This is a genomic window from Amycolatopsis sp. NPDC004378, assembly GCF_053602455.1.
Genome location: NZ_JBSGDR010000020.1, coordinates 61,745 through 86,871 on the forward strand (window position 1 = coordinate 61,745; position 25,127 = coordinate 86,871).

The 25,127-nt window shown below is 72.7% G+C and carries 26 protein-coding genes; 9 read left to right on the forward strand and 17 right to left on the reverse strand.

The window, feature by feature from the left end:
- Positions 1–10: 10 nt before the first annotated feature.
- Genes mftD through mftA form a run of 7 tightly spaced genes read right to left on the reverse strand, consistent with a single transcriptional unit; the run spans position 11 to position 5,645 of the window.
- The gene (mftD, locus tag ACWEN0_RS39135; protein ID WP_451985138.1) at positions 11–1,204 is read right to left on the reverse strand and encodes a pre-mycofactocin synthase MftD; all 1,194 of its coding nucleotides are present in this window, start codon (positions 1,202–1,204) and stop codon (positions 11–13) included.
- The gene (gene mftF, locus ACWEN0_RS39140) at positions 1,201–2,631 is read right to left on the reverse strand and encodes a mycofactocin biosynthesis glycosyltransferase MftF (protein ID WP_451985140.1); all 1,431 of its coding nucleotides are present in this window, start codon (positions 2,629–2,631) and stop codon (positions 1,201–1,203) included. Before mftF ends, mftD begins: the two co-directional genes overlap by 4 nt.
- Positions 2,628–3,407, reverse strand: coding sequence for a mycofactocin-coupled SDR family oxidoreductase (locus ACWEN0_RS39145; protein ID WP_451985142.1), 780 nt, complete (start codon positions 3,405–3,407; stop codon positions 2,628–2,630). Before ACWEN0_RS39145 ends, mftF begins: the two co-directional genes overlap by 4 nt.
- Positions 3,404–4,078: a mycofactocin biosynthesis peptidyl-dipeptidase MftE gene (gene mftE / locus ACWEN0_RS39150; RefSeq protein ID WP_451985144.1), complete on the reverse strand. Its 675-nt coding sequence runs from the start codon at positions 4,076–4,078 to the stop codon at positions 3,404–3,406. Before mftE ends, ACWEN0_RS39145 begins: the two co-directional genes overlap by 4 nt.
- A gap of 1 nt (position 4,079) precedes the next feature.
- Positions 4,080–5,255 (reverse strand): mycofactocin radical SAM maturase, encoded by a 1,176-nt coding sequence (gene mftC / locus ACWEN0_RS39155; protein WP_451985146.1) that lies wholly within the window; start codon positions 5,253–5,255, stop codon positions 4,080–4,082.
- The gene (gene mftB / locus ACWEN0_RS39160) at positions 5,255–5,548 is read right to left on the reverse strand and encodes a mycofactocin biosynthesis chaperone MftB (protein WP_451985148.1); all 294 of its coding nucleotides are present in this window, start codon (positions 5,546–5,548) and stop codon (positions 5,255–5,257) included. The genes mftC and mftB overlap by 1 nt, the downstream gene beginning before the upstream one ends.
- Positions 5,538–5,645, reverse strand: coding sequence for a mycofactocin precursor MftA (gene mftA / locus ACWEN0_RS39165; protein ID WP_451985150.1), 108 nt, complete (start codon positions 5,643–5,645; stop codon positions 5,538–5,540). The genes mftB and mftA overlap by 11 nt, the downstream gene beginning before the upstream one ends.
- Before the next feature lie 106 nt (positions 5,646–5,751).
- On the opposite strand from mftA, the gene mftR reads away from it, so the two are divergent.
- Complete coding sequence (gene mftR, locus ACWEN0_RS39170) at positions 5,752–6,393, forward strand: mycofactocin system transcriptional regulator (protein ID WP_451985151.1); 642 nt, start codon at positions 5,752–5,754, stop codon at positions 6,391–6,393.
- Positions 6,394–6,595: 202 nt separating this feature from the next.
- Here mftR and ACWEN0_RS39175 read toward each other — a convergent pair whose 3' ends face one another.
- Positions 6,596–7,033, reverse strand: coding sequence for an SRPBCC family protein (locus ACWEN0_RS39175; protein ID WP_451985152.1), 438 nt, complete (start codon positions 7,031–7,033; stop codon positions 6,596–6,598).
- Positions 7,034–7,081: 48 nt separating this feature from the next.
- On the opposite strand from ACWEN0_RS39175, the gene ACWEN0_RS39180 reads away from it, so the two are divergent.
- The 3 genes from ACWEN0_RS39180 (at position 7,082) to ACWEN0_RS39190 (ending at position 11,052) form a co-directional block, all read left to right on the forward strand.
- On the forward strand, positions 7,082–7,693 hold the full coding sequence (locus ACWEN0_RS39180) for a TetR/AcrR family transcriptional regulator (protein ID WP_451985154.1): 612 nt from the start codon (positions 7,082–7,084) through the stop codon (positions 7,691–7,693).
- A gap of 159 nt (positions 7,694–7,852) precedes the next feature.
- The gene (locus tag ACWEN0_RS39185) at positions 7,853–9,481 is read left to right on the forward strand and encodes a GMC family oxidoreductase (protein WP_451985156.1); all 1,629 of its coding nucleotides are present in this window, start codon (positions 7,853–7,855) and stop codon (positions 9,479–9,481) included.
- Positions 9,478–11,052, forward strand: a complete 1,575-nt coding sequence (locus ACWEN0_RS39190; protein ID WP_451985158.1) for a succinic semialdehyde dehydrogenase — start codon at positions 9,478–9,480, stop codon at positions 11,050–11,052. The genes ACWEN0_RS39185 and ACWEN0_RS39190 overlap by 4 nt, the downstream gene beginning before the upstream one ends.
- Here the strand turns inward: ACWEN0_RS39190 and ACWEN0_RS39195 are convergent, their stop codons facing one another.
- Positions 11,053–11,823, reverse strand: coding sequence for an isocitrate lyase/PEP mutase family protein (locus ACWEN0_RS39195; RefSeq protein WP_451985160.1), 771 nt, complete (start codon positions 11,821–11,823; stop codon positions 11,053–11,055).
- Positions 11,824–11,886: 63 nt separating this feature from the next.
- Entirely contained in the window at positions 11,887–13,164 is a 1,278-nt protein-coding gene (gene eno, locus ACWEN0_RS39200; RefSeq protein WP_451985162.1) for a phosphopyruvate hydratase, read from the reverse strand.
- A 279-nt stretch (positions 13,165–13,443) separates the two neighbouring features.
- Here eno and ACWEN0_RS39205 point away from each other — a divergent pair, with 279 nt between their 5' ends.
- Positions 13,444–14,613 (forward strand): alpha/beta hydrolase family protein, encoded by a 1,170-nt coding sequence (locus ACWEN0_RS39205; protein ID WP_451985164.1) that lies wholly within the window; start codon positions 13,444–13,446, stop codon positions 14,611–14,613.
- A gap of 4 nt (positions 14,614–14,617) precedes the next feature.
- Here the strand turns inward: ACWEN0_RS39205 and ACWEN0_RS39210 are convergent, their stop codons facing one another.
- The 3 genes from ACWEN0_RS39210 to ACWEN0_RS39220 are packed head-to-tail and all read right to left on the reverse strand — an operon-like array spanning position 14,618 to position 17,645.
- Complete coding sequence (locus tag ACWEN0_RS39210; RefSeq protein WP_451985166.1) at positions 14,618–15,082, reverse strand: MarR family winged helix-turn-helix transcriptional regulator; 465 nt, start codon at positions 15,080–15,082, stop codon at positions 14,618–14,620.
- Between the two features lie 29 nt (positions 15,083–15,111).
- A complete protein-coding gene (locus tag ACWEN0_RS39215; RefSeq protein ID WP_451985168.1) occupies positions 15,112–16,668 on the reverse strand; it encodes an amidase in 1,557 nt (518 codons plus the stop codon).
- 32 nt (positions 16,669–16,700) lie between these two features.
- Complete coding sequence (locus ACWEN0_RS39220; protein WP_451985170.1) at positions 16,701–17,645, reverse strand: LysR family transcriptional regulator; 945 nt, start codon at positions 17,643–17,645, stop codon at positions 16,701–16,703.
- An 82-nt stretch (positions 17,646–17,727) separates the two neighbouring features.
- Here ACWEN0_RS39220 and ACWEN0_RS39225 point away from each other — a divergent pair, with 82 nt between their 5' ends.
- From ACWEN0_RS39225 to ACWEN0_RS39235, 3 genes are read left to right on the forward strand one after another with little or no spacing between them, the layout of a single operon-like run.
- Entirely contained in the window at positions 17,728–18,426 is a 699-nt protein-coding gene (locus ACWEN0_RS39225; RefSeq protein ID WP_451985172.1) for a succinate dehydrogenase cytochrome b subunit, read from the forward strand.
- Entirely contained in the window at positions 18,426–20,348 is a 1,923-nt protein-coding gene (locus ACWEN0_RS39230; protein ID WP_451985174.1) for a fumarate reductase/succinate dehydrogenase flavoprotein subunit, read from the forward strand. The genes ACWEN0_RS39225 and ACWEN0_RS39230 overlap by 1 nt, the downstream gene beginning before the upstream one ends.
- Entirely contained in the window at positions 20,345–21,082 is a 738-nt protein-coding gene (locus tag ACWEN0_RS39235) for a succinate dehydrogenase/fumarate reductase iron-sulfur subunit (RefSeq protein ID WP_451985176.1), read from the forward strand. Before ACWEN0_RS39230 ends, ACWEN0_RS39235 begins: the two co-directional genes overlap by 4 nt.
- A 122-nt stretch (positions 21,083–21,204) precedes the next feature.
- On the opposite strand, the gene ACWEN0_RS39240 is transcribed toward ACWEN0_RS39235, so the two are convergent.
- The 4 genes from ACWEN0_RS39240 to ACWEN0_RS39255 form a co-directional block, all read right to left on the reverse strand.
- Positions 21,205–21,765 carry a class F sortase gene (locus tag ACWEN0_RS39240; protein WP_451985178.1) on the reverse strand — a complete coding sequence of 187 codons (561 nt, stop codon included), beginning with the start codon at positions 21,763–21,765 and terminating at the stop codon, positions 21,205–21,207.
- 5 nt (positions 21,766–21,770) lie between these two features.
- A complete protein-coding gene (locus ACWEN0_RS39245) occupies positions 21,771–22,559 on the reverse strand; it encodes a choice-of-anchor P family protein (RefSeq protein ID WP_451985180.1) in 789 nt (262 codons plus the stop codon).
- 182 nt (positions 22,560–22,741) lie between these two features.
- Positions 22,742–23,401 carry a MerR family DNA-binding transcriptional regulator gene (locus tag ACWEN0_RS39250; RefSeq protein WP_451985182.1) on the reverse strand — a complete coding sequence of 220 codons (660 nt, stop codon included), beginning with the start codon at positions 23,399–23,401 and terminating at the stop codon, positions 22,742–22,744.
- Positions 23,402–23,569: 168 nt separating this feature from the next.
- Entirely contained in the window at positions 23,570–24,022 is a 453-nt protein-coding gene (locus ACWEN0_RS39255) for a hypothetical protein (RefSeq protein ID WP_451985184.1), read from the reverse strand.
- 108 nt (positions 24,023–24,130) lie between these two features.
- Between ACWEN0_RS39255 and ACWEN0_RS39260 the strand changes: the two genes are divergently transcribed.
- Entirely contained in the window at positions 24,131–24,970 is an 840-nt protein-coding gene (locus ACWEN0_RS39260; RefSeq protein WP_451985186.1) for an LLM class F420-dependent oxidoreductase, read from the forward strand.
- Positions 24,971–25,127: the final 157 nt, after the last annotated feature.

Here is a 25,127-nt window from a genome sequence, read left to right on the forward strand (position 1 = left end):
GCACACCGGATCAGCGTGCGGTGACCGGCGTTTCGGCACCCAGTACGCGCGCGAAGTCCGCCGGGATCCGGACGTCGTCACGGCTCAGGTCGTGCACGCTCCGGTGACCGAGGGCGAGCAGCGTCGAGTCGATGCCGTTGCGCAGGACGTCGAGCACGTTTTCCACGCCCGCCTGGCCGTTCGCCGCCAGGCCCCAGAGGTACGCGCGTCCGATGAGGACCGCGCGGGCGCCGAGCGCGAGGGCCTTGACGACGTCGCTGCCCCGCCGGATCCCGCCGTCGAGCAGGACTTCCACCTGGTCGCCGACGGCGTCCGCGATCGCCGGCAGTGCGCGGATCGTGGCCGGGGTGCCGTCGAGGTTGTTGCCGCCGTGGTTGGACACCGAGATCGCGCTGACGCCGGCGTCGACCGCGCGGCGGGCCTCGTCGACGCGGATGACGCCCTTGAGCAGGAACGGCCCGTCCCACTGCGAGCGCAGCCAGGCGACGTCGGCCCAGGTGGCCGGCGGGGTCCCCATCCACTGGCCGTACGCGCCGAAGAACGTCGGGACCGGCGTCCCGGGCTCGGCCATGTTCGGCACGCTGAGGTCGGGCAGGCGGCGGGTGCGCGCGTAGTCGAGCAGCCACCGCGGGCGGGACAGGCCTTCGGGCGCGAAGCGCAGCAGTTCGCGGAAGGTCAGCTTCTCGGGGATGTGCGGGCTGCCCCAGTCGCGGCTGTGGGAGAACGACCAGTCGAGCGTCAGGATGATCCCGGTGGCGCCGGCGCGCCGGGCGCGGTCCAGCCGGCCGAGGATGTCGTCGCGGCTGCCGGTCCAGTAGACCTGGAAGAACGTGCTCGGGTTGGCGGCGACGACCTCTTCGACCGGCTTGCTCGCGAACGAGCTCAAGCCGATCGCCGTGCCGCGGGCGGCAGCCGCGCGGGCGACGGCGACCTCGCCGTCGGGGTGCACGGCCTGCACGCCGGTCGGGGAGATCACCACGGGCAGCGCGATGTCCTGCCCCAACACGGTGGTGGCCAGCTCGCGCCGGCCGGGCAACCCGGCGGTGCGCGGCGCGAACGTCAGCTCGTCGAACGCGTCGAGGTTGTCCTTCAGCGTCAGGCCCTTTTCGGAGCCGGCGATCAGGGCCGAGTAGACGGACGCGGGCAGGCGCTTCTTGGCCCGCCGCTGGGCTTCGGCGATGGACTCGAACCAGGTGGTGCTCATGCGGGGCCTCGCTTTTCCTTGCTGTCGATGCGCAGGGGGCGCCAGGTGATCTTCGGCCGCACCGGCACGGTGGTCCGGTGGGCCAGGCAGCCGGCCCAGACGCCGGTGCCGTAGGCGATGTCGTCGGCGAGCGCGCCGGCGGTGAACCGGACGGGATCCAGGCCGGGCCGGCCGGCGAACCAGCGGCCGAGCGGGGGACCGAGCAGCAGCGACGCGATCGCGGCGCGCCGTCCCCACCGGCGGCGGCCGCCGGGGACGAGCAGGGCCACGAGCGCGGGCGCGGCGAACTGCGTGCCGTAGCGCCCGGTGCCGAGCCAGGTCTGGTGCACGGCGGTGACCGTCGCGCGGACCAGGCCGCCGGGTGGGATGTCGTGGGCCCGCAACGTCTTCAGCATGCTGAGCACGGCTCCGGCGAAACCGCCGGCCGCGAGCACCGGCCGCCGGGCGAGCAGGGCGCCGACGGTCACCGCGGGCCAGCCGTGCAGGACGAGCGGCGCGAGGTTTTCCGGATGCCGCTTCGCGAGCGGCGCCGCGGACGTCCCGTATCGCGCGCGGCGCGCGAACAGTTCGCGCCAGGTCGCCGGTTCCCGGTGGCCGACGTGGACGTCCGGCGCGTACCGGACGCGGTGCTTCGCCGCGTGCAGCCGCCAGACCAGGTCGACGTCCTCGCCGAAGCGCAGGTCCGGGTCGAACGCGCCGGCCGCCGTCACCGCGGCGCGGCGGACGACGAGCGCGGCGGTGGGGACGTAGGTCAGCCGGGTCCCGGGCGCGACGCGCGCGGGCCGGTCGCCGAGGTCGAGGCTGCTGGCGGCGCGCGTGTAGCGCCCGGCCGCCGTGTCCGGGGCCAGGGGCCGGACGCGCGGCGCGACGGCGGCGAGCAGGGGGTCGGCGAAGTGGGCCGCGAGCCGGCCGGCCCAGTCCCCGGCCGGCACGCAGTCACTGTCCACAAAGGCCACCAGGTCGGTGGAGACGTGCTCCAGCGCGGTGTTCCGCGCGGCCCCGGGCCCGCCGTTGACGTCGCGGCGCACGAGTTTCGCGCCGTGCGCGGCGGCCACCGCGGCGATCGCGGCCGGGTCTTCGGAACCGTCGTCGACCACGAGCACGGGGTGCGTGCCGTCGAGCGCGGCGAGGCAGCGGGCCAGCGACTCGGCCCGGTCGAGGACCGGGACGACCACGGTGAGGTCCGCGGGCGAGTCCGGCTCGGGCGGGACCGGGTGGGCGAGCCCGGTGTCGGTGAGCCGCCGGGCGAGCGTGCCGCCGGCGGTGGAGACGATCGGGCCGGTTTCGAGTTCGTGCCAGGCTTTCCGCCCGGCCGCCGTCAGGCGCAGCACGCGGGCCGGGGAGCCGCCGAACCAGAGGTCCGCACGCAGCTGCCGGGTGTCCTGGTCGAGTTCGACGCGGAAGCCGGCGGGCAGGGGAGCGGTCACAGGGCCAGCCCTCCGTCCACCGGCACGACCGCGCCGGTCATCGCGCTGCTGTCCGGGCCGGCCAGGAAGGCCAGCACCGCGGCCACTTCGTCCGCTTCGAGCAGCCGCTCGACGGGCTGCTGCGCGGCGAATTCGTGCGCGCCGGGCAGGGCGTAGAGGCGGGCGCTCTCGGCGAGGATCGGGGTGTCGGTCGACCCCGGGCTGACGGCGTTGGCGGTGACCCCGGAGTTCCCGAGTTCGCTGCCGAGCGCGCGGACGAGCCCGGCGACGCCGGCTTTCGCCGCGCAGTAGGCGGCCAGCATCGGCAGGCCGCGCGTCGCGGCGGCGGAGGCGACCGCGAGGAAGCGGCCCGACCTCGGCGCCGGCCGGCGCAGCAGCGCCGGGATGGCGACCCGGGCGAGGTTGACCACGCCCCGCAGGTCGACGTCGAGGACGGCGTCCTCCTGCTCGGCGGGCATCTCCCACAGCGGCACCCCGCCCGCGATGACGCCCGCGGCCGCGACGGCGACGTCGAGCCCGCCCCAGCGGCGTTCGGCTTCGGCGACCGCGTCGGCCAAGGCCACCGGGTCTCGCACGTCCGCGACGTAGGTGCCGACGGCCGGGCCCGCGCGGTCGGCGACCGCGGCCAGGTCCCCGGCGCTCCCCATCGGGTAGGGGAGCGCAGGGTCGTCGGCGGCGAGGTCCACGGCCAGGACCGCGTACCCCTGGCGGGCCAGGCGCAGCACGGTCGCGGCGCCGATCCCGCGGGCCGCGCCGGTGACGAGCGCGGCCCTCATGCCCAGCCGTCCACATGGGACACGAGCTGGGCGGTGAGCTCGGCCAGCAACGTTCGTCCTTCGGGCGCGGTCGCGGCCGTCGGGTCGCCGAGCACCCCGCTCGGGGTCACCGCGCGCACCCCGCCGTCCCGCAGCAGCGGCAGCACCTCGCCCAGCGGCCGCGGGTCGCCGGGTGCCGCCAGGTCCATCCGCACGTCATCGGGCCGCAGGGCCAGCTGCAGCGCGGTTTCCGGGCGCCCGGCGTGCGGGTCGCCCGTCCAGCAGGGCCGGAACACCTCGACGTCCCGCGACTCCGCCCGCAGGCGCGCGACGGCCCGGGCGACCGGCCCGGCGTTGCCGCCGTGGGCGGAGACGAACAGCAGTCGCGAGAACGTCTCCGCCGCGGACCGGCCCAGCTCGACCAGCAGGAGCTCGGTCGCCTCCTGGCCGATCGACAGCGTCCCGGCGAACCCGGCGTGCTCGCCGCTGGAGCCGTACGCCACGGCCGGGGCGACGAGCACGTCCGGCCGCTTCTCCGCCAGCCGGTCGCACAGCGCGAGCGCGATGTCGGTGTCGGTGGCCAGCGGCAGGTGCGGGCCGTGCTGCTCGGTCGCCCCGACCGGCACGGCCAGGATCGCGCCGGACGCCGCGCGCTCGGCGACGTCCGGCCAGGTGAGGTCCGCGAGCCGCATGTCAGGGCCGGAACCCGGCGAGCGGGCTTTCGTCGCAGGCGCGCTCCGGCGGGCGGCGCATCCCGATGGTGACCGGGACCGGCTCGCGCTCGCGCGTCCGGTGCGAGTGGTCGAGCGACGGCTTCGGCACGCTGGTGACGGCCGCGAGCGCGAGCTCGCCGTGGCCGCGCACGCATTCCGGGTCCGGGCCGTCGAGCGGCAGGCCGGTGAAGAACTTCGCCGCCATGCAGCCGCCGCGGCAGGCGTCGAACGCCGAACACGACTCGCAGGCGCCGCCGCTCTGCGGACTGCGCAGCTCGGTGAACAGGGCGGACTCGCGCCACACGCTCGTGAACCCGCCGTCGCCGCGCACGGTGCCGGCGAGGAAGGTCTCGTGGATCGCGAACGGGCAGGCGTAGACGTCGCCGACCGGGTCGACCAGGCACACGACGCGGCCGGCGCCGCACAGGTTGAGCCCGGGCAGGCCGCCGTCGCCGTACCCGGCGAGGTGGAAGAACGAGTCGCCGGTGAGGACGTGCTCGCCGTGGGCCACCAGCCAGTCGTAGAGCTGCCGCTGCTGGGCCGCGGTCGGGTGCAGCTCGTCCCAGACGTCGGCGCCGCGGCCGGACGGCCGCAGCCGGGTGATGCGCAGCTGGGCGCCGTAGCGGTCGGCGATCGCCTTGAACTCGTCGAGCTGGCCGGCGTTCTGCCGGGTGACCACGACCGAGATCTTGAAGTTCTCGAAGCCCGCGTCGGAAAGGTGCCGCATGGCGCGGATCGCGGTGGCGTAGGAGCCGGGGCCGCGGACGTGGTCGTTGACCTCGGCGGTGGCCCCGTCCAGGGAGATCTGGACGTCGACGTAGTCGCTGGCGGCCAGGCGCCGGGCCACCTCGGGCGTGATCTTGATGCCGTTGGTGGAGAACTTCACGCCGACGTGGTGCTCGGTCGCGTAGTCGACCAGCTCCCAGAAGTCCGGGCGGACGGTCGGTTCGCCGCCGCCGATGTTGACGTAGAAGACCTGCATGCGCTCGAACTCGTCGATGAGCGCCTTGCACTCGGCCGTGCTCAGCTCCCGCGGGTCCCGCCGGCCCGACGAGGAAAGGCAGTGCACGCAGGAGAGGTTGCAGGCGTAGGTGAGTTCCCAGGTGAGGCAGATGGGGGCGTCGAGCCCGTACTGGAATTCGTCCACAAGGGACATCAGCGACTCCTCGGCTGGATCATGCTGGACGCGGCCAGTGCGGCGAGCGCCGCGCGGTACCGCGGCAGCTCGCCGGCCCCGACGCCGGCTTCGGCGCACGCCGTCCGCGCGTCGGGGTGCGCGGCGAGCCCGCGGACGACGTCGAGGAGGGCCGGGCTCTTCAGGAAGGAAAGCCGGCGGGTGCCGAAGTGGTACAGCAGGGCGCCGAACCGCTCGGGCCGGATCGAGACCCGGTCGTCCAGCCGCCACGCGCCGTCCAGGTCGAACCCCGCCGGCGTGTCCTCAGTAGACACCGCACATGCCGTCGATCGACACTTCTTCGACCAGGAGGTCCTCGGTGAGGGGTTCCTCGGTGGCGGCGGGTTCGGTGGGGGTGGTGTTCTCGGGCATCCTGACTCCTTCGGCAGAGATGATTTACGACACCGAGTGTCGAATAACGGGGAGAGTAGTGTCACACCGTGTCAATAAGCAAGACCCTCGACGGAACGGCACCCGGATGACCGATGACCTGACCACCCGTCCGGCGGCCCGCCGCGGCCGGCCGCCGGGTACGAGCGCGCGGGAGCTCGAGGTCGCGGCCCTGCGGCTGTTCAGCGAACAGGGTTTCCACGAGACGACCGTGGACCAGATCGCCGCGGCGGCCGGGGTGAGCAGGCGGACGTTCTTCCGCTACTACGACGCCAAGGCGGACGTGCTCTGGAACGAGTTCGACACCGAGGTCGAGACGATCCGCGCGCTGCTCGCCGACATGCCGGCGGAGCTGCCGGTCCTGGAAGCCGTGCGGCGGGCGGTGCTCGAGGCCAACCACTACCGCGCGGCGGACGTGCCGGAGCTGCGCACCCGGATGACACTGGTGAGCTCGGTGACGGAGCTCGCCGCGAGCGCGGCCGTCCACTACGACGCGTGGGAGCGGGCGGTCAGCGCGTTCGTCGCCCGGCGGTCCGGGCAGCCGGAGGAGTCGTTGTACCCGCTGGTGGTGGGGCGCGCGGTGCTGGCGGCCTGCCGCGCAGCCTACGAGCGCTGGTCCGCCCGCGCGGACGCCGACCTGACGGTCTACCTCGACGCGGCGTTGCGCGCCCTGGCGGCGGGCTTGGCCGATGACGTGCTGGTGGGCGAGCCGGACCCGGTGCCGAGCTGAGCCGGCGGCCCGTCGCCGCGCGCACCGCTTGGGTGGCTTCACGCACCGCCGCGGCGGCGGGGGCGCGCGCCCTCGGCGGGAGCCTGCCGGCCCTGGGCCGCGCCGAGGTCGCCAAGGCGCGCGCCGACCGGATCGTGCCGCTGGCCTGCGGCGGCGGGGGCCGGTGCCGCGCGGTGGTGGCCCGGCCCCGGTCGCCGAGCCGTCACCAGTCGCTCGCCGCGAGCACCTCCGGGAAGCCTTCCGCCAGCATCCGGCGCCGGACCCGGTGCAGCAGCCGGGCCATGAAGAAGCCGCCGACGCCGCTGAACCCCGTGTGCCGGTAGGTGAGCCGGGTTCCCCCGCCGGTCTCGGCGAGGTGGCACGTCACCGTGCTCGGTGCGTCGGTCTCCTGGTTGCGCCAGCTGAAACTCAGCAGCTCGGGCGCGTCGGCCGCGAGGACTTCGCAGCGGACGACGCCGTCCCAGCCGGGGACCGGTCTGCCGATGAACCGGAACCGCGTGCCGACCTCCGGCGCGAAGCCTTCGGGACGGCCGCCTCGCCCGGTCGACGTCCAGCGCGGGACCAGGGCCGGGTCGGTCAAGGCGCGCCAGACGCGGGGCCGGGGCTGCGGGTACTCCCGGACGATCTCGAACTCGCTCATGGTGGTGGCTCCCTTCGTTACAGTCACTGTAAACAGTACACTTGCTGTATGAGTGCCGAGACGCTGCGGGACCGGCGGAAGCGCGAGCTGCGGCAGCAGCTGTCCGACACGGCGGCCCGGATGTTCCTGGAGCGCGGGTTCGAGGCGGTCCGCGTCGCCGACGTCGCACGCGCGTGCGGCGTCACGGAAAAGACCGTCTTCAACCACTTCGGCAGCAAAGAGGCCCTGCTCGCCGACCGCTGGGACACCCAGATCGACGCTTTGGGTACCCGCCTGGCCGACCCGGCGACCACGCCGCTGGACGCCGCGTTGGCGGTGCTCGGCGACGAGCTCGACTTCCTCGTCGCGTCGGCGCGCGAGGAGGGCTGGGACGACGTCCGGCGGTTCGGCGAGCTGATCCGCTCGACGCCGGCGCTGGTGGCCCACCACCGGGAGAGCCGGGACCGGCTGGCCGACGCCGCGGCGGCGGCACTGGCCACGCGGACCGGCGCGTCCCCGGCCGACCCGGTCGTCCGGATCACCGCGGGCGCCGTCGCCGGGCTGTGGACCGTCTACGCCGTCAGCCTGCAGCGGCACCTGGCGAAGGGCCCGGCGCGCGTCGCCCGGGCGGTGCGGGCCGACCTCGCGCGGGCGGCCGAGGCGCTGCGCAAGGGGCTTTGACCGGGCGTTGCCCGTCTCCTACCGGCGGCGGCGACACCGGGCGGGCCGAGGCCGTGGACGGGAAGCAGGCGTACCCGTTGCGCTCCGAGGCGGCGACGCTATACCGTGAGCAAACTAGAACAGGTTATAGTTTGTGGCGGGCCGGATCGAGGAGCGGACATGGCGAACAGGGCGCCGCGCGGCGACGAGGCCGACTACGTCGTCGTCGGGTCGGGGAGCTCGGGGGCGGCGATCGCGGGGCGGCTGGCGCAGAGCGGGGCCAGCGTGATCGTGCTCGAAGCGGGGAAGAGCGATGAGAAGCTCCTGATCAAGAAGCCGGGCCTGGTCGGCCCGATGCACGCGGTGCCCCAGCTCAAGAAGCCCTTCGACTGGGGCTTCTACGGCGTCCCGCAGAAACACGTTCTCGATCGCCGGATGCCGGTGCCGCGCGGCAAGGTCGTCGGCGGCTCCAGCTCCATCAACGGCATGGTCTACGTCCGCGGCAACCGCGCCAACTTCGACTCCTGGGCCGCCGAAGGCAACACCGGCTGGGACGCCGACAGTGTCAACGCCGCCTACAAGCGGATGGAGGACTTCGAGGACGGCGAGAACGCCTTCCGCGGTGCGGGCGGCCCGATCCGGGTCACCCGCAACAAGATCCCCCAAGAAGGCTCGCTCCAGTTCGTCGAAGCGACCTCCGACGCCCTCGGCTGCAAGATCCTCGACGACTACAACGCCGAGTCCCAAGAGGGCGTCAGCCGGATGCAGCAGAACGCCGCGGACGGCCTGCGCTACAGCGCCTCACGCGGCTACCTGCACAACCTCGCGCCCGCGACGCTCGAAGTGCAGTCCGGCGTGCTGGCGAAGAAGGTGGTCTTCGAAAACGGCCGCGCGGTCGGCGTCGAGGTCGCCGACGGCCGGGGTCACCGCGTCGTCCGCGCCGGCAAGGAGGTCATCCTGTCGGCCGGGTTCGTCGGCTCCGCTCAGCTGCTCATGCTGTCCGGGATCGGCCACGCCGAGCACCTCAAGGAGCACGGCATCGACGTCCTCGCCGACCTGCCGGTCGGGGACAACATGCACGACCACATGTTCCACGCGCTGACCTTCAACGTCACCTCCAGCAAGAACAAGGGGTCGGCGCCGTACTTCGCCCGCGGCCTGGCCCGCGAGCTGCTGAAGCCCGGCACGACGTTCCTGGCGAACTCGGTCTTCGAGGCCGTCGCGTTCCTCCGGACGTCCCAGGCCGGCGCGGTGCCCGACCTCCAGCTGCACCTGCTGCCCTGGGCGTACGTGTCGCCCAACCAGGACGCGCCGATCCGCCACGACGTCGACAAGCGCCCGGCGCTCACGGTGCTGACGACGCTGATCTACCCCAAGAGCCGCGGGACGCTCCGGCTCGCCTCGGCCGACCCGACGGCCGCGCCGCTCATCGACTTCCAGTACCTGTCCGATCCGGCCGACCTCGAAGTGCTCGGCGAAGGCTCGGAAATGGTCCGCGAGATCTTCGCTTCGAAGGCGTTCAAGGGCTCGGTCAAGGAGGAGATCCACCCGGGCAAGGACCTGCGCGGCCAGCCGTTGCGCGACGCCATCCTGAACCGCGCGACGTCGGTCTACCACGGCGTCGGCACCTGCCGGATGGGCGTCGACGAGCTCGCGGTCGTCGGCCCCGACCTCAAGGTGCGCGGGGTCGAGGGCCTGCGGGTCTGCGACGCCTCGATCATGCCGTCGATCACCGGCGGCAACACCAACGCGCCCGCCATCATGATCGGCGAGATGGGCGCGCGGCTCGTCCTCGGGAGTGGATCGTGACCGTGACCCCGCTCGAGCTGACCCGCCCGGCGTCGGTGACCGGCGCGTTCCTGCGCGAGCTCGTCGCCCGCGTGCCCGGCTCGGCCGGCGAGACGTGGAAGCTCACCGAGGTCTACACCGGCGAGCCGCTCGTCGACCTGCCCCAATCGACGCCGGCCGACATCGAGCAGGCCTTCGACGTCGCCCGCGAGGCGCAGCGGAAGTGGGCCGCCACGCCGCTCAAGCAGCGGCTGGCGGTGTTCAAGCGGGCGCACACGCTCTTCGTCGACCACGCGCGCGACGTCGCCGACCTCATCCAGGTCGAGAGCGGCAAGAACCGCCGGATGGCGATCGAGGAGACCTGCGACCCGGCGATGGTGATGAGCCACTACCTGCGCCGGGCCGCGAAACTGCTGGCGCCGACGAAACGCGGCGGTCCGGTGCCGCTGGTGACGACGTCGACCGAGATCCGGCAGCCGAAAGGCGTCGTCGGGATCATCGCGCCGTGGAACTTCCCGTTCGCCACCGGCATTTCCGACGCGATCCCGGCGCTGATGGCCGGCAACGCGGTCGTGCTCAAGCCGGACAACAAGACGGCGCTTTCGCCGCTCTACGGCATCCGGATGCTGGAGCAGGCCGGCCTGCCGGAGGGGCTGTTCCAGGTCGTCTGCGGCGAAGGCCCCGACGTCGGCCCGACACTCATCGACCGGGCCGACTACGTGATGTTCACCGGCTCCACGGCCACCGGCAAGGTGATCGGCGAGCGGGCCGGCCGCAACCTCATCGGCTGCTGCCTCGAGCTCGGCGGCAAGAACCCGATGATCGTCCTCGACGACGCCGACATCGCGGAAGCCGTCCAGGGCGCGATCTTCGGCGCGTTCGGCAACACCGGCCAGATCTGCATGCACATCGAGCGGATCTACCTGCCGGAGTCCCGGTACGCCGAGTTCAAGGACGCGTACGTGGCCGCCGCGAGCGCGCTGGACGTCCGCGCGGCCTACGACTTCGGGCCAGACATGGGCTCGCTCGTCTCGCCCGACCACCTGCGCCGCGTGAAGGAGCACGTCGACGACGCCGTCGCGAAGGGCGCGACCGTGCTCTGCGGCGGCAAGCCGCGCCCGGACCTCGGCCCGGCGTTCTTCGAGCCGACGATCCTCGAAGGCGTCACCAAGGACATGCTCTGCGGCGTCACGGAAACCTTCGGGCCCGTGGTCGCGCTGCACCGGTACCGCACGGTCGACGAGGCCGTGGACCTGGCCAACGACACCGACTACGGCCTCAACGCGTCGGTCTGGGGCCGTGACGTCGGCGCCGCCCGCGCGGTGGCCGCGCGCCTGGAATCGGGCAACGTCAACGTCAACGACATCCTCGCCACGGCGTTCGCCGCCAAAGGGACGCCCTCCGGCGGCGTCAAGAGCTCCGGGGTCGGCGCCCGCCACGGCGACCAGGGCCTGCTCAAGTACACCGACGTGCAGAACCTGGCCGTGCTGAAGAAGCAGGTCATGGGCCCGCGGCCCGGACAGGGCTACGAGAAGTACGTCGAGAGCATGCTGTCCGGGCTCAAGCTCATGCGGAAGCTGCGGATCCGCTGATCAGTTGAGCTTGCGGGTGTCGGCGGGCAGGCCGCCGCCGGCGTAGACGTCCTCGGCGAGCTTGGCCAGCGCGGTCAGGGCGACGTTCTGGCTCCACGGGCCGTAGGACACGCGGGCGACGCCGAGTTCCTGCGCGCGCTTGAGCGGGATCGAGCCGGGGATGCCGATGAGGTTGACCTTGCGCTCGCCCAGTTCGCCGACGAGCCGCTCGACCTGGTTCTCGTCGAGCTTGCCGGGCACGAAGAAGGTGGACGCGCCGGCCTCGAGGTAGGCGCGGCCGCGGGTGATCGCCTCGGTCAGTGCCGTCTCCGGGTCGGTCTTGAGGAAGGCGTCGGTGCGGGCGTTGAGCACGAAGTCGACGCCGGCCTTCTCGGCGGCCGCGACGGCGGCTTCGACCGCCTTCACGGCGTCACCCAGCGGCTTCATCTGGTCTTCGAGGTTGGCGCCGACCGCGCCGACGTCGATCGCGCGGGCGATGGTGCCGCCGGGGTCGCCGTAACCGGCTTCGAGGTCGGCGGTGACGGGCAGGTCGCCCGCCGTCCGCACGATCAGGGCGACTTCGGCGATCATCTCGTCGCGGGGGATCTTTTCGCCGTCCGGGTAGCCGCGCGAGGCGGCGATGCCGTGGCTGGGCGTCGCGAGGGCCTGGGTGCCGGGCGTCTCGGCGACGACCTTGGCGGTGATCGCGTCCCAGACGTTGACGACGAGCAGCAGCTCGGGGGCGGCGTGCAGCTCCTGCAGCCGGGTGGCCTTCTCGGCGGTGGAAGTCATGCCGCCAATCTAGGGCTTCCGCGCCCCCGGGGCCCGTCCCGCCGGACGGGCCCCGGGGGTGGATCAGCCGCGCAGGGTGGCCCGGCCGGCGTACTTCGCCTCCGCGCCCAGCTCCTCCTCGATGCGGATGAGCTGGTTGTACTTGGCCGTGCGGTCGGAGCGGGACAGCGAGCCCGTCTTGATCTGGCCGCAGCCGGTGGGGACGGCGAGGTCGGCGATCGTCGTGTCCTCGGTTTCGCCCGACCGGTGGGACATCACGACCGAATAGCCCGCCTTGTGCGCGGTGTCGACGGTCAGCAGCGTCTCGGTCAGCGTGCCGATCTGGTTGACCTTGACCAGGATCGAGTTCGCGATGCCGCGGTCGATGCCGTCCTGCAGCAGCTTGACGTTGGTGCAGAAGACGTCGTCGCCGACGAGCTGCACGCGGTCGCCGATGGCGTCGGTGAGCTGCTTCCAGCCGTCGTAGTCGTCCTGCGCGAGGCCGTCCTCGATGGAGACGATCGGGAAGCGCGCCGTCAGCTCCGAGAGGTAGGCGACGTGCTCCTCGACACTGCGCTTGCGGCCCTCGCCGCGGTAGTCGTAGACGCCGTTGTCGTAGAACTCCGACGCGGCCGGGTCGAGCAGCAGCGCGATGTCCTCGCCGGGGGTGTAGCCGCTTTCCTCGATCGCGCGGACGACGAACTCGAGCGCCTCGTCGGCCGACGCGAGGTTGGGCGCGAAGCCACCTTCGTCGCCGACGTTGGTGCCGTGCCCGGCCTTGCGCAGCGACGCGCGCAGCGTGTGGAAGACCTCCGAGCCCATCCGCACGGCCTCGGCGAACGTCTCCGCACCGACCGGGCCGATCATGAACTCCTGGAAGTCGATCGGGTTGTCGGCGTGCGCACCGCCGTTGATGATGTTCATCATCGGCATCGGCAGCTGGTGGGCGAAGACGCCGCCGACGTACCGGTACAGCGGCAGGGTGTTCGCCGCCGCGGCGGCCTTCGCGACGGCCAGGGAGATCCCGAGCGTGGCGTTGGCGCCGACGCGCGCCTTGTTCGGCGTCCCGTCGGCGGCGATCAGGGCGGCGTCGACCTCGGACTGCGCTTCGGCGTTCAGCCCGACGACGGCCTCGGCGAGTTCCGTGTTGACCGCGGTGACGGCCTTGCGGACGCCCTTGCCGTGGTAGCGCGCCTTGTCGCCGTCGCGGAGCTCGACCGCCTCGCGCGTGCCGGTGGAGGCACCCGACGGCACCGCGGCCCGGCCCAGCGAGCCGTCCTCCAGCACGACGTCGACCTCGACGGTCGGGTTGCCCCGGCTGTCGAGCACCTCACGGCCACGAACACGGGCGATTGCCGTCATCTCAGCTCCTCGAAGAGTTCCCCAGGGGCGCCGGCGGCGCTGCCGTGCGCGGGTCCGTGCCGGAGGCTAGCAGAGTCCTTCTGAATCGATAAGGGCCATTTCACGTGCGCACCTGTTCGCGTCGAGGGCCCGGCCGAGGAGAAGACGGGGGCGGCGGCCGCCCCGGCCAGCGCCGACTGTCACCAGCCGTCCACAAAGGACTCCTGGGCCGCGCGGTGCACCTCCGGCGTTCGCGAGGACGGTGCCACACGTGCGCGTCGGTCCACGATCGTGATAGTCATGAATCTGGACCAAATCGAGGGAGCGCGGATGGCCGTCGTCGAACTGACCACCTTCACCGTCCGGCCGGACCGGACGTCCGCGATGCTCGCGGCCCGGCCCGGCATGGTGGCCGCCTTCCGGGAAGGTCGCCGGGGTTTCGTCTCGGCGAAGCTGGTGCGTCTCGACGCCGGGACCTGGCTGGACGTCGTCGAGTGGATCGACGACACCGCGTGGGACGACTCGAAGGCCCGAGGCGGGGACGATCCGCGGATCGCGGCGTTCTTCGGCACCATCGACGCGCTGGTGAGCGCGCGGCGCGGTGCCCGCTACGACGACGAACAGGACGCGCCGCGGCCGGTGCGCACCGTCGCCTACGGGCCGCACCCGGCGCAGGTGGGGGAGCTGTACGTGCCGGCGGGCGAGGGCCCGTTCCCGGTGGTCGTGCTGCTGCACGGCGGGTACTGGACGGCGATGTTCGACCGCCGCTCGATGACCCGGCTCGCCGACGACCTGGTCGCCCGCGGGTACGCCGTGTGGAACGCGGACTACCGCCGGCTCGGCGACGGCGGTGGCTGGCCCGCGACGTTCGAGGACACCGCGGCCGCGCTCGACGTCGTCGCCGGGGCGGACCCGGCCCTCGATCCCGCCCGGGTCGCGGTGATCGGGCACTCCGCGGGCGGCCACCTGGCGGCGTGGACCGCGCACCGCGCGGCCTTGCCCGCCGACGCCGTGGGCGCGGCGCCGAAGGTGGTGCCGGTCGCGGCCGTGTCGCTCGCCGGGGTCCTCGACCTGGCCGAGGCCGACCGGACGGCGTTCGGTGCGCTCCTGGCGGACCCGGACCTCGTGCGCCCGGCGAACGCCCCGAAGCCCGCGGCCCCGGATTTCTGGCCCGCGGTGGCGGAAGGAGCCGGCGAGGGCGTGGTGAACCTGCTGCTGGGCGGGCACCTCGACCAGGTCCCGCAGCGGTACGCGACGACGTCACCGAGCGCCCTCGAGAGTGCCGGGGTCCCGGTCCTCGTGCTGCACGGCGACGCCGACGACATCGTCCCGATCGAGTACAGCCGCACCTACGCCGAGCACGCGCCGGACGCGCAGTACCTGGAGGTGGCCGGCGATCACTTCGAGGTGATCGATCCCGCGCACGGAAGCTGGCCGCCGGTGGCCGAATGGCTCCGGACGCGGGTGTAGCCGGTCAGTCCCCGGCGACGGCACCGCGCTGGTGCTCGGTGATGTCGGCCAGGACCCGCTTGAAGTGCTCGTAGTCGGCCCGCCCCAGGCGGTTCGCGTGACGCCGCTGGATGCCCGCCATGATCGCGTCCGCGGCCTTCATCTGCGCGAGACCGCGTTCGGTGGGGCAGATCAGCTTCGCGCGGCGGTCACTCGGGTCGGGCCGCCGTTCGACGTAGCCGAGTGCTTCCAGCTCGTCGGTGAGCGTGCCGATGATCTGCTTGTACTGCCCCGAAAGCCGGGACAGTTCGGTCGGCCGGACGCCGTCCGGGTCCAGGTAGGCCAGCACCGCGCCGTGCCGGTGCTTCAGGTCGTCGAACCCCTGCGCGGCCAGCGTCGCGAAGAGCTCCCGCTGCACGGCGAACAGCAGCCGTCCCGACAGGACACCCAGGTCGGGGTCCGTCGCGTTCCGCTCCGCGCGGGTGACCATCGGCTGCCCTCCTCACCGTCGAGACCACCCTAACCAGAGCTGGGCAGGAAGGCAGGCGCCCGGCGCGCCGGGGCGGCACGCTCGAACGCCGCCGCGAAGGCGAGCACCCGGGCGTCGGCCCAGCGCCCGGCGAAGAACGAGACGCCGATGGGCAACGGACCCGCGAACCCGGCCGGCACCGACACGTTCGGGTAGCCCGCGACGGCCGCCGGGGTCGACGAGCCGAGCACGAACGCGTCACCCGCGGCGTAGTCCGTCTTCCACGCCGGGCTGTTGGTGGGCGCGACGATCGCGTCCAGGTGCAGCTTGGCGAGTGTCTCGTCGATCGACCGCTTCGCCAGGTCCGTCGCCGTGGCCCGCTGCTGCCGGTAGGCCGGGTCGCTCGGGCCCGGCGCGGCCGCGGCCTGCTCGAACAGCTCCTGGCCGAACTTCGACAGCTCCACCGGATCCCGGCGGTCGAACGCGATCAGTTCGTCGAGCGTCGTGGGGTGACCCGGGCGGTGCGTGAGGTAGGCGTCGAGGTCGCGCTTGAACTCGGTCAGCAGCGCCGGTGTCTCGGCCGCGCCGATCTGGTCCTGGTACGGCAGATCGACGTCGACGACGGTGGCGCCCTGCGCGGTCAGCGTCCGCACGGCGTCGCCGACGACCCGGTCGACGTCGGCGTCCAGGCCGGCCAGCCGCCACACGCCGATCCGGGCCCCGCGCAGGGCACCCGGGTGCAGCAGCGCGGCGTAGTCGCGCGGCTGTCCCGCGGGGATCGCCGCGGTCGCGGGATCGGCCGCGTCACGGCCCTGCAGCACGGAAAGCGTGATGGCGGTGTCGACGACGTGGCGCGCCATCGGCCCGGCCGTGTCCTGCTCGGCGGAGATCGGCACGACGCCGGTCCGGCTGACCAGCCCGAGCGTCGGCTTCTCGCCGACCACGTCGTTGGCGCCGGCGGGACACACGATCGAGCCGTCGGTTTCGGTGCCGATCGCGACCTGGGCCAGCGTGGCGGCCACGGCGGCGCCGGAGCCCGACGACGAGCCGCACGGGTTGCGGTCGAGGACGTAGGGGTTGTTCGTCTGGCCGCCGATCCCGGACCAGCCCGACGTCGAGTGCGTGGACCGGAAGTTGGCCCACTCGGACAGGTTCGTCTTGCCGAGGATGACCGCGCCACCGCGCTGCAGCCGCTCCACCAGCGCCGCGTCGGCGGCCGGGCGGCTGCGCGGCAAGCCGCGCGAACCGGCGGTCGCCGGCTGGGCGCGCGTGTCGATGTTGTCCTTGAGCAGCACCGGGATCCCGTCGAGCTGCCCGAGCGGGTGACCCGCGCGGCGGCGCGCGTCGCTGGCCGCGGCGGCCCGCAGCGCACCCGGGTCGACGGCGAGGACCGAGTGGATCTTCCCGTCGAGGGCGTCGATCCGGTGCAGGTAGGCCGTGGTCAGCCGGACGGACGTGAGGCTGCCGTGGGCCATCCGCTGCTGGAGTTCGGGGATGGTGGCGGCGTCGAGGTCGAAGCCGAGGCCGGTGGCGGCGACGGCGGGCACCGGGGCCACGAGAGAACCGGCGAGGACGACGAGCACGGCGGCCGAGCGCAGACGATTCACGGCCTACATGGCACTCCTGAACGCCGCGCCGGTCAACCCTCCGATGGTCGGGTGCCCCCTCTGTCCACAAGGGACTCGATACCGGGCGGGAGGCTCGCCCGGTCGGCCACGAACCCGACGATCGCGGTGCGCAGCGCGCGGACGGCCCGGGTGGGTTCGACCTCGGTCCGGGCGGCGAGCTGCACGATCCGCGTCATGCCCGCTTCGGGCGCGAACCGCGTCCGCCGGAACCGTTCGCCCGCCACGGTGCTCGGCACGACGGCCGAGCCGACGCCGGCGCGGACCAGCTCCAGCACGGCGTCCATCTCGCCGCCCTCGATCGCGAACGACGGCTCGAACCCGGCCGCGCGGCAGGCGTTCACCGTCGCCTCCCGGACGTCGTAGCCGCGACGGAACATCACCAGCGGGACGTCGGCGAGCTCGCGGACGTCGAGCCGGCCGGTCCGCGCCGGCGCGTCCGGCGGGGAGATCACGACCAGCTCTTCCAGCAGCAACGGCGTCGCCGCCAGGTGCGGGTCGCCCATCGCCCGGGCACCGGCCAGCAGCGCCAGGTCCAGCGCGCCTTCCGACAGCCGCTGCCGGAGGTCGCCGGACCCGCTTTCGTGCAGCTCCAGCTGGATGCCCGGGTACCGGCGGCGGAACGCCGACAGCATCGCCGGCAGCAGGCCCGTGCACAGGCTGGGCGGCGCGCCGAGCCGGACGCGGCCGCGGTCGAGCTCGGCCAGCTCCCGGATCGCGAGCCGCGCGCTTTCGGTCTCGGCCAGGATGCGCCGGGCGATCGGCAGCAGGACCTCGCCGGCCTCGGTGAGGGAGACGTTGCCGCGGATGCGGTGGAACAACGGCGCGCCGAGGTCGTGTTCGAGCGCGCGGATCTGCTGCGACAGCGACGGCTGGGCGACCCGCACCTCCTCGGCGGCGCGCGTGAAGTGCCGGTGCTCCGCGACGGCGACGAAGTAGGCGAGCTGGTGCAGCTGCATGCGAGCACGATAGCCGGTGGCTATCGAATGCAGAGTTATCATGTCTTTGACCTCTGGTGAAGCCGCTCCTACCGTCGGTCAGGTGGTCAACGCCCTCGAGCACCGTTCGAACGTCCGCCGGTTCTGGGACTCGACGATCGGCAAGAAGATCGTCATGGCGGTCAGCGGCGCCCTGCTGCTGGCGTTCGTCTTCGCGCACATGGTCGGCAACCTCAAGACGTTCCTGGGGGCCGGCGACCTCAACGCGTACGCCCACTGGCTGCGGACCCTCGGCGAGCCGGTCCTGCACTACGCCTGGTTCCTCTGGATCCAGCGCGCGGTCCTGCTCGTCGCGCTGGTCCTGCACGTCACCGCGGCGGTCCAGCTCGTGCGGCGCGACCGCCGGGCGCGACCCGTGCGCTACGTCCACCGGCCGCCGGTGCGCGCGACCTTCGCCGTGCGCACGATGCGCTGGGGCGGCGCGACCCTGGCGGTGTTCGTCGTCTGGCACATCCTCGACTTCACCGTCGGCACGGTGAACCGGGACTTCGTGCCCGGCGACCCGTACCACAACCTCGTCGCGGACTTCCGGGTCTGGTGGGTGAACCTGATCTACCTCGTTGCCCTGGCCATGCTCGGCCTGCACATCCACCACGGCTTCGCGAGCGCCGCGCGGACCATGGGCGTGACCAGCGCCAAGCGGGAACGGGCGATCAAGATCCTCGGCAGCACGACGGCGGTCGTGATCGCGGGCGGCTACGCGCTCGTCCCGGTCGCGGTCATGACGGGACTGGTGGACTGATGAGCGACTACACCGTGGGCGACCCGATCGCCGACACCAAAGCCCCGGCCGTCCCGCTGGAAAACCGCTGGGACGAAAGGAAGTTCGCGGCGAAGCTGGTGAACCCGGCCAACCGGCGCAGGCACCGGGTGATCGTCGTGGGCACCGGCCTGGCCGGCGGCTCGGCCGGCGCGACACTGGCCGAGCAGGGCTACCACGTCGTCCAGTTCTGCTTCCAGGACTCGCCGCGGCGGGCGCACTCCGTCGCCGCGCAGGGCGGGATCAACGCGGCGAAGAACTACCGCAACGACGGCGACTCCGTCTACCGGCTGTTCTACGACACGGTGAAGGGCGGCGACTTCCGGTCCCGGGAGTCCAATGTGTACCGGCTCGCCCAGGTGTCGGCGCAGATCATCGACCAGGCCGTGGCGCAGGGCGTGCCGTTCGCCCGCGAGTACGGCGGCCTGCTCGACACGCGCTCGTTCGGCGGGGTGCAGGTCCAGCGGACGTTCTACGCGCGCGGCCAGACCGGCCAGCAGCTGCTGATCGGCGCCTACCAGGCGTTGTCGCGGCAGATCGACGCGGGGAACGTCGAGCTGCACGCGCGGACGGAGATGCTCGACCTGGTCGTCGACGGCGGCCGGGCGCGCGGCATCGTGGCCCGGGACCTGGTGACCGGGGAGATCACGACGCACCTGGCCGACGCCGTAGTCCTGGCCAGCGGCGGCTACGGCAACGTCTTCTTCCTCTCCACCAACGCCAAGGGCTCGAACGCCACGGCGATCTGGCGGGCGCACAAGCGCGGCGCGTACTTCGCCAACCCGTGCTTCACGCAGATCCACCCGACGTGCATCCCGCGCTCGGGCGAGCACCAGTCGAAGCTGACGCTGATGAGCGAGTCGCTGCGCAACGACGGCCGCATCTGGGTGCCGAAGCGCGCGGGCGACGAGCGGCCGCCGGCGGACATCCCCGAGGACGAGCGCGACTACTACCTCGAGCGGCTGTACCCGAGCTTCGGCAACCTGGTGCCGCGCGACATCGCGTCCCGGGCCGCGAAGAACGTCTGCGACGCGGGTCTCGGTGTCGGGCCCGGCGGTCTCGGTGTCCACCTGGACTTCGCCGACGCGATCGAGCGCATGGGCCGCCCGGCGATCGAAGCCCGCTACGGCAACCTCTTCGACATGTACCAGCGCATCACGGCGGAGGACCCCTACCGGACCCCGATGCGGATCTACCCGGCCATCCACTACACGATGGGCGGGCTCTGGGTGGACTACGACCTGCAGAGCACGATCCCCGGGCTGTTCGTCATCGGGGAGGCGAACTTCTCCGACCACGGTGCCAACCGGCTCGGCGCGTCCGCGTTGATGCAGGGCCTCGCGGACGGCTACTTCGTCCTGCCGGCCACCTTGAACGACTACCTCGGCGGCACCCGGTTCGACGACGTCTCCCGCGAGACGGTCACGCAAGTGGAAACCGAAGTGCGCGACCGGATCACCCGGCTCTTGACGGTGCGCGGGACGCGGTCCGTCGACTCGTTCCACCGCGAGCTGGGCCTGCTGTTGTGGGACCGGTGCGGGATGTCCCGCACCCGCGAAGGCCTGCGCAAGGCCCTCGAGCGCGTGCCCGGGCTGCGCGCGGAGTTCTGGCGGGACGTCCGCATTCCCGGCACTGCCGCCGACCTCAACCAGGAGCTGGAGAAGGCGCTTCGCGTCGCCGACTTCCTGGAGCTGGCCGAGCTGCTGCTGATCGACGCGCTCGCCCGCGAAGAGTCGTGCGGCGGGCACTTCCGCGAAGAACACCAGACTCTCGAAGGCGAGGCGCGGCGCGACGACGAGAACTTCGCGTACGTCGCCGCCTGGGAGTACGGGGAGAAACCCGTGCTGCACCGCGAAGAGCTCGTCTTCGAGCACGTCCACCCGACCCAGCGGAGCTACACATGAACCTCACCGTCCGCGTCTGGCGCCAGGCCGGCCCGGCCGCCGAAGGCCGGCTGGTGTCCTATCCGGTCGCCGACGTCAGCCCGGACATGTCCTTCCTCGAACTGCTGGACGTGCTGAACCAGGAGCTGATCGCCGCCGGGGAGGAGCCGGTGGCCTTCGACCACGACTGCCGCGAGGGCATCTGCGGTTCGTGCGGCGTGGTGATCAACGGACAGGCCCACGGCCCGGAGCGCACGACGTCCTGCCAGCTGCACCTGCGCTCGTTCGCCGACGGCGACGTCGTGGACGTGGAACCGTGGCGGGCTCGCGGTTTCCCGGTGGTCAAGGACCTGGTCGTCGACCGCTCGGCCCTGGACCGGATCGTCCAGGCGGGCGGCTACGTCAGCGCCCCGACGGGCAGCGCCCCGGACGCGCACGCGACCCCGGTCCCGAAGCCGGACGCGGACCTGGCGTTCGACAACGCGACGTGCATCGGCTGCGGCGCCTGCGTGGCGGCGTGCCCCAACGGCTCGGCGATGCTCTTCACGGCGGCCAAGGTGACCCACCTTTCGCTGCTGCCGCAAGGACAGCCGGAACGGGCCCGGCGGGTGCTGGACATGGTGGACACGATGGACGCCGAGGGCTTCGGCGGCTGCACCAACACCGGTGAGTGCGTGGCGTCGTGCCCGAAGGGGATTCCGTTCGCGAGCATCGCCGGCCTGAACCGGGAGTTCCGGAAGGCCCGGCGCTCCTGAACGTCCCGCTCCCGCCCTACCTCGTCCGCCACGTCGCCGACGCGGCCGGCGGATCGTCCGCGACGGGCACTGGATCCCGACGAGGCGTGACGATCCGCCGCACCGGCGCCGACGGCTCGGCGTCACTTCTTGAGCTTGGCGTACACGATCACGTTGTCGAGGTAGTTCCGGTTAGCTGCGTCGTACTTCCCGCCGCAGGTGATCAGCCGCAGCTCGGGCTGGGTCGTGTTGCCGTACACGGCTTCGGTGGGGAACTCCTTCTTCGCGATCTGGTCGACCTTCGTCACCTCGAAGGTCAGCGTGTGGCCGTCGGCGCGGTCGACGTGCACCGGGTCGCCCGGCTTCAGGTCGCGCAGCCGCCAGAAGATGCCCTTCTGGTGGTTGCCGTCGATGTGGCCGAGGATCACCGCCGGGCCGACCTCGCCGGGCGTCGGGCTGTACTCGTACCAGCCGGCCTGCAGCGGCTGGTCGACCGGCGGCACCTCGATCGTGCGATCGGGGTTGAGGCCGAGCGAGATCAGCGTCGACTTCGCGTCGATCGCGGGGACGTCGAGCAAGGTCGGCAGAGACCGCGACAGGCCCGCGGCGGCGGGCACCGGCGGCGGGGCGGCCGGGGTCGTCGTCGCGCCGCAGCCGGCGAGCAGCAGGGCGGAGACGACGATGAGGAGTGCGCGGCGCAGCATCGGGCTCAACGCTCGCCGGCGAGGCTGCCGTCGCCGGTCTGCGGGGCACCGGCGGGGACGACGACGACCTGGCTGGGGCCCTGCGGCTTCGGCGGCGCCTGGGGCGACGGGAGCGACGGGGGCGCCTGCTCCTTCGACGGGCCGCAGGTGACCGAGGCGAGCTTGACGTCGCCGCGGCCGAGCGCACCGGTGGCGGCGCCGCCGAGCAGTTTGATGTGCAGGGCGGTCACTTCGAGGCTGCCGTCGTAGCGCTGGGTCTGCTCGTTGACGATCACCTCGGCCACGCCGGGGATGCCCAGCTTCTGGTTGGGCGAAGTGGCGACGGGGAGCGTGCCGAGCCGGCCGAGGTTGACGCCCGCGATGTCGCTGCTGCCGGTGACGTGCCCGTCCGACGACGCGCAGCGGGCGCTGATCAGGCGGATCGACGGCACCCGGCCGGCGGCCGCCGCGAGCAGCGGCAGCGTCACTTCGGCGACGCTCGCCTTGGCGGCCACGGAACCCGCGCCGGGCGTCACCGAGCTGGTGATCGCCTTCGCGGTGACGAGCCCCTTGAGCGGGACGTCGGCGACGCTCGCCGTGGCCGGGCCGGCGCTCGAGGTCTTCGCGAGCTGCCCGGTGTCGACGGTGATCCCCTTGCTGTCGGTCAGCACCCCGGGCAGCAGCGAGACGCTGGCCGAAGCTCCGTAGGCGGATCCGGTGACGGCGTCGTCGGCGGTGGCGACGGCGGACGAGCCGGCGAGAACGGCGACGGTCACCCCGGCCAGGCTCCCGGCTCGGAGCAGGGTCGTGCGCATGTGGAAAGTCCTTTCACCGCAAGGGAAAACAGGGAGACGCCGCATCGGGGCACAGCCCGGCGGCGGGGGAAAGCCTGGCCACGCTATCAAAATCGCTACGCGGGGCAAGGATTCGTTGCGGTGGCGGTGTTTGCGCCGGTTTGCCATAAGTGATCTCCAGCTTCGAGGACAACTCGAAGCGGTCACTCAAGCACCGGGATTTTCCGAATTTGTCGACGCGCGGTAACGCGCATTGCGACATTCGAGGCGATTTGACGCCCGATCAGACACGGATGAGTGATTACCTGGATGGGCGGCGGCGAACACGCAGCGTCATGTGACCACCACGGTGTCCTGGCCGGGCAGGTCGTCCCCGTAGCGGGCCAGGGTCGCGGCCACGATGCGCTCCGCGAGGTCTTGGAGGGCGGGGTCCGCCGGCTCCAGGTCGTGCGCGCGGTCGACTCCAGGTACGTCCGCCGCGTCTCGGGCCGGGTGAGCGCGTCGGCCTGGTCGCGGAACAGGGCGAGCGCCGTGTCCGGGTGGGCGGCGCGTCCGGTGAAGCCGAGGCCGGGAAGGGCGTCGAGGTGCGCGGCGACCTCCGGGGGCAGGCCGTGCGGGGGACCGGACTCCAGGCGGCGCAGGCGGTCCCGCGTCTCGCGCAGCCGCCGGATCCGGGCCGTCAGGTCGGGGTCGACCTGGCGGAGCGCCTGCCGGACGTCCTCGGACGGCGCGTCGGCGAGGGTGTGGATCTTGATCAGCTCGACGGCGTGCCAGGCGGTGTAGCGCCGGTAGCCCGAGGCGTCCCGCTCGGGCTCGGGCAGCAGGCCCTTGCCGTGGTAGACGCGGACGGTCTTGGTCGACACGCGAGCGACTCGACGAAGGCAGCACGCACGCGGGCGAGCTGCTGACCCGGCGGCGCGCGGTCGCGGCGCGGAACCTGCGGGAGCTGCAACGGCTGTCCGAGGCGGGCTACGACGCGGCGGGCGACGAGCTGGCGCGGTTCCTGTCCGGCCCCTGGCCCGTCCCGGCGGTCAGGTCCGGTACGGGCCGCGGTCGCCGAGGTCCGGGCTCACGTGCGGCGGCCGTCCGTCCTGGCCGGGCACCGGCGTGACCGTCGCCTGCTCGAGCTCGGACGCCACGACCGGGTCGTCGCCCTCCTGGAAGTGTGCTTCGACGATGTGGTCCTGCCGCCGCCGGGCCATCGCCAGCAGCGTCAGCCCGTGGACCGCCGCCAGCATCAGCAGGAAGACGCCCAGCCGGCCGACGAGGGCGGCCGTCGAGCCCGACCAGCCGGGGCCCACCACCGACAGCAGCGCGAGCAGGCCGAACGCGACCAGGTGGAAGACGGTCACCAGCATCCACGCCAGGGACCCCGCGCCCGCGACGTTGAGGTACCGGCAGCCGCCGCGGTAGAGGACCTGGCCGTCCGCCAGCACGAAGACCAGGCCGATGAGCAGGAACGCCGTGAGTTCGTTGTCGGGCATCGCGCCTCCTCTTTCCGGTGGGGTACCCGGGGAACGCGGCGCGGCCGGGCACTTCACCGGATCGTGCGACCCGCTTCCTGGAGGAACTCCAGGTTTACGATCAAGATCATGCGATTCGCCATCAAGACTTCGCCGCAGAACACGGTCTGGGCGGACATGCTCGCCGTGTGGCAGGCGGCCGACGAGATCGAGCTGTTCGAGTCCGGCTGGACGTTCGACCACTTCTACCCCATCTTCTCCGACTCGAGCGGTCCGTGCCTGGAAGGCTGGGTCACGCTGACCGCGCTGGCGCAGGCCACCCGGCGGCTCCGGGTGGGCACGCTCGTCAGCGGGATCCACTACCGCCACCCCGCGCTGCTCGCGAACATGGCCGCGACGCTCGATATCGTGTCCGGCGGCCGGCTGGAGATCGGCATCGGCGCGGGCTGGAACGAAGAGGAGTCCGGCGCCTACGGCATGCGCCTCGGCCCGGTGAAGGAGCGCAGCGACCGGTTCGAGGAGGCCTGCGAAGTGCTCGTCGGCCTGCTGACCCAGGAGACGACGACGTTCCAGGGCGAGTACTACCAGCTGGCCGACGCCCGGTGCGAGCCGAAGGCCGTGCAGCGCCCGCACCCGCCGATCTGCATCGGCGGCAGCGGCGAGAAGCGCACCCTGCGCACGACCGCGAAGTACGCCCAGCACTGGAACTTCGTCGGCGGCACGCCGGAGGAGTTCGCCCACAAGCGCGACGTCCTCCACCGCCACTGCGCGGACATCGGCCGCGACCCGGCCGAGATCACGCTGTCCTCGCACGTCCGCCTGGGCCCGGACGCCGACTACGCGAAGGTCGCGGCGGAAGCGGAGGCGCTCGGCGAGGCGGGCCTCGACCTGGCCATCGTGTACCTGCCGCCACCGCACACCCCGGCGGTGCTCGAGCCGCTGGCGAAGGCCCTCGAACCGCTCCGCTGAGACTCACGACAACCTGAGCCGCGTCCTGGCATGCCGCGGGGCAGGTCGTCGTGCACGGCGGTGCCCTGCTCGGTCACGAAACCGATTCTCACCCGGGCGTGCGGCCCTGGTCACCCGGCCGAGTTGCCGCGAATTGCGCGGACTCGGACCCGATGGG

Coding starts and splice junctions, on each gene's coding strand:
- mftC (WP_451985146.1), bottom strand. CDS start 5,255: ATGTCCCTTGTGGACGAATTCCAGTACGGGCTCGACGCCCCCATCTGC.
- ACWEN0_RS39210 (WP_451985166.1), bottom strand. CDS start 15,082: ATGGTCACCCGCGCGGAGCGGAACGCGACGGACCCCGACCTGGGTGTC.
- mftE (WP_451985144.1), bottom strand. CDS start 4,078: ATGCGGCTCGCGGACCTCACCTGGCCGGACGTCGCCGAGCGCGCGGCG.
- ACWEN0_RS39145 (WP_451985142.1), bottom strand. CDS start 3,407: ATGAGGGCCGCGCTCGTCACCGGCGCGGCCCGCGGGATCGGCGCCGCG.
- ACWEN0_RS39240 (WP_451985178.1), bottom strand. CDS start 21,765: ATGCTGCGCCGCGCACTCCTCATCGTCGTCTCCGCCCTGCTGCTCGCC.
- ACWEN0_RS39260 (WP_451985186.1), top strand. CDS start 24,131: ATGCGATTCGCCATCAAGACTTCGCCGCAGAACACGGTCTGGGCGGAC.
- eno (WP_451985162.1), bottom strand. CDS start 13,164: ATGACGGCAATCGCCCGTGTTCGTGGCCGTGAGGTGCTCGACAGCCGG.
- ACWEN0_RS39175 (WP_451985152.1), bottom strand. CDS start 7,033: ATGAGCGAGTTCGAGATCGTCCGGGAGTACCCGCAGCCCCGGCCCCGC.
- ACWEN0_RS39255 (WP_451985184.1), bottom strand. CDS start 24,022: ATGCCCGACAACGAACTCACGGCGTTCCTGCTCATCGGCCTGGTCTTC.
- ACWEN0_RS39235 (WP_451985176.1), top strand. CDS start 20,345: ATGAACCTCACCGTCCGCGTCTGGCGCCAGGCCGGCCCGGCCGCCGAA.
- ACWEN0_RS39220 (WP_451985170.1), bottom strand. CDS start 17,645: ATGCAGCTGCACCAGCTCGCCTACTTCGTCGCCGTCGCGGAGCACCGG.
- mftA (WP_451985150.1), bottom strand. CDS start 5,645: ATGCCCGAGAACACCACCCCCACCGAACCCGCCGCCACCGAGGAACCC.
- ACWEN0_RS39230 (WP_451985174.1), top strand. CDS start 18,426: ATGAGCGACTACACCGTGGGCGACCCGATCGCCGACACCAAAGCCCCG.
- ACWEN0_RS39195 (WP_451985160.1), bottom strand. CDS start 11,823: ATGACTTCCACCGCCGAGAAGGCCACCCGGCTGCAGGAGCTGCACGCC.
- ACWEN0_RS39245 (WP_451985180.1), bottom strand. CDS start 22,559: ATGCGCACGACCCTGCTCCGAGCCGGGAGCCTGGCCGGGGTGACCGTC.
- mftD (WP_451985138.1), bottom strand. CDS start 1,204: ATGAGCACCACCTGGTTCGAGTCCATCGCCGAAGCCCAGCGGCGGGCC.
- ACWEN0_RS39205 (WP_451985164.1), top strand. CDS start 13,444: ATGAATCTGGACCAAATCGAGGGAGCGCGGATGGCCGTCGTCGAACTG.
- ACWEN0_RS39180 (WP_451985154.1), top strand. CDS start 7,082: ATGAGTGCCGAGACGCTGCGGGACCGGCGGAAGCGCGAGCTGCGGCAG.
- mftR (WP_451985151.1), top strand. CDS start 5,752: ATGACCGATGACCTGACCACCCGTCCGGCGGCCCGCCGCGGCCGGCCG.
- ACWEN0_RS39185 (WP_451985156.1), top strand. CDS start 7,853: ATGGCGAACAGGGCGCCGCGCGGCGACGAGGCCGACTACGTCGTCGTC.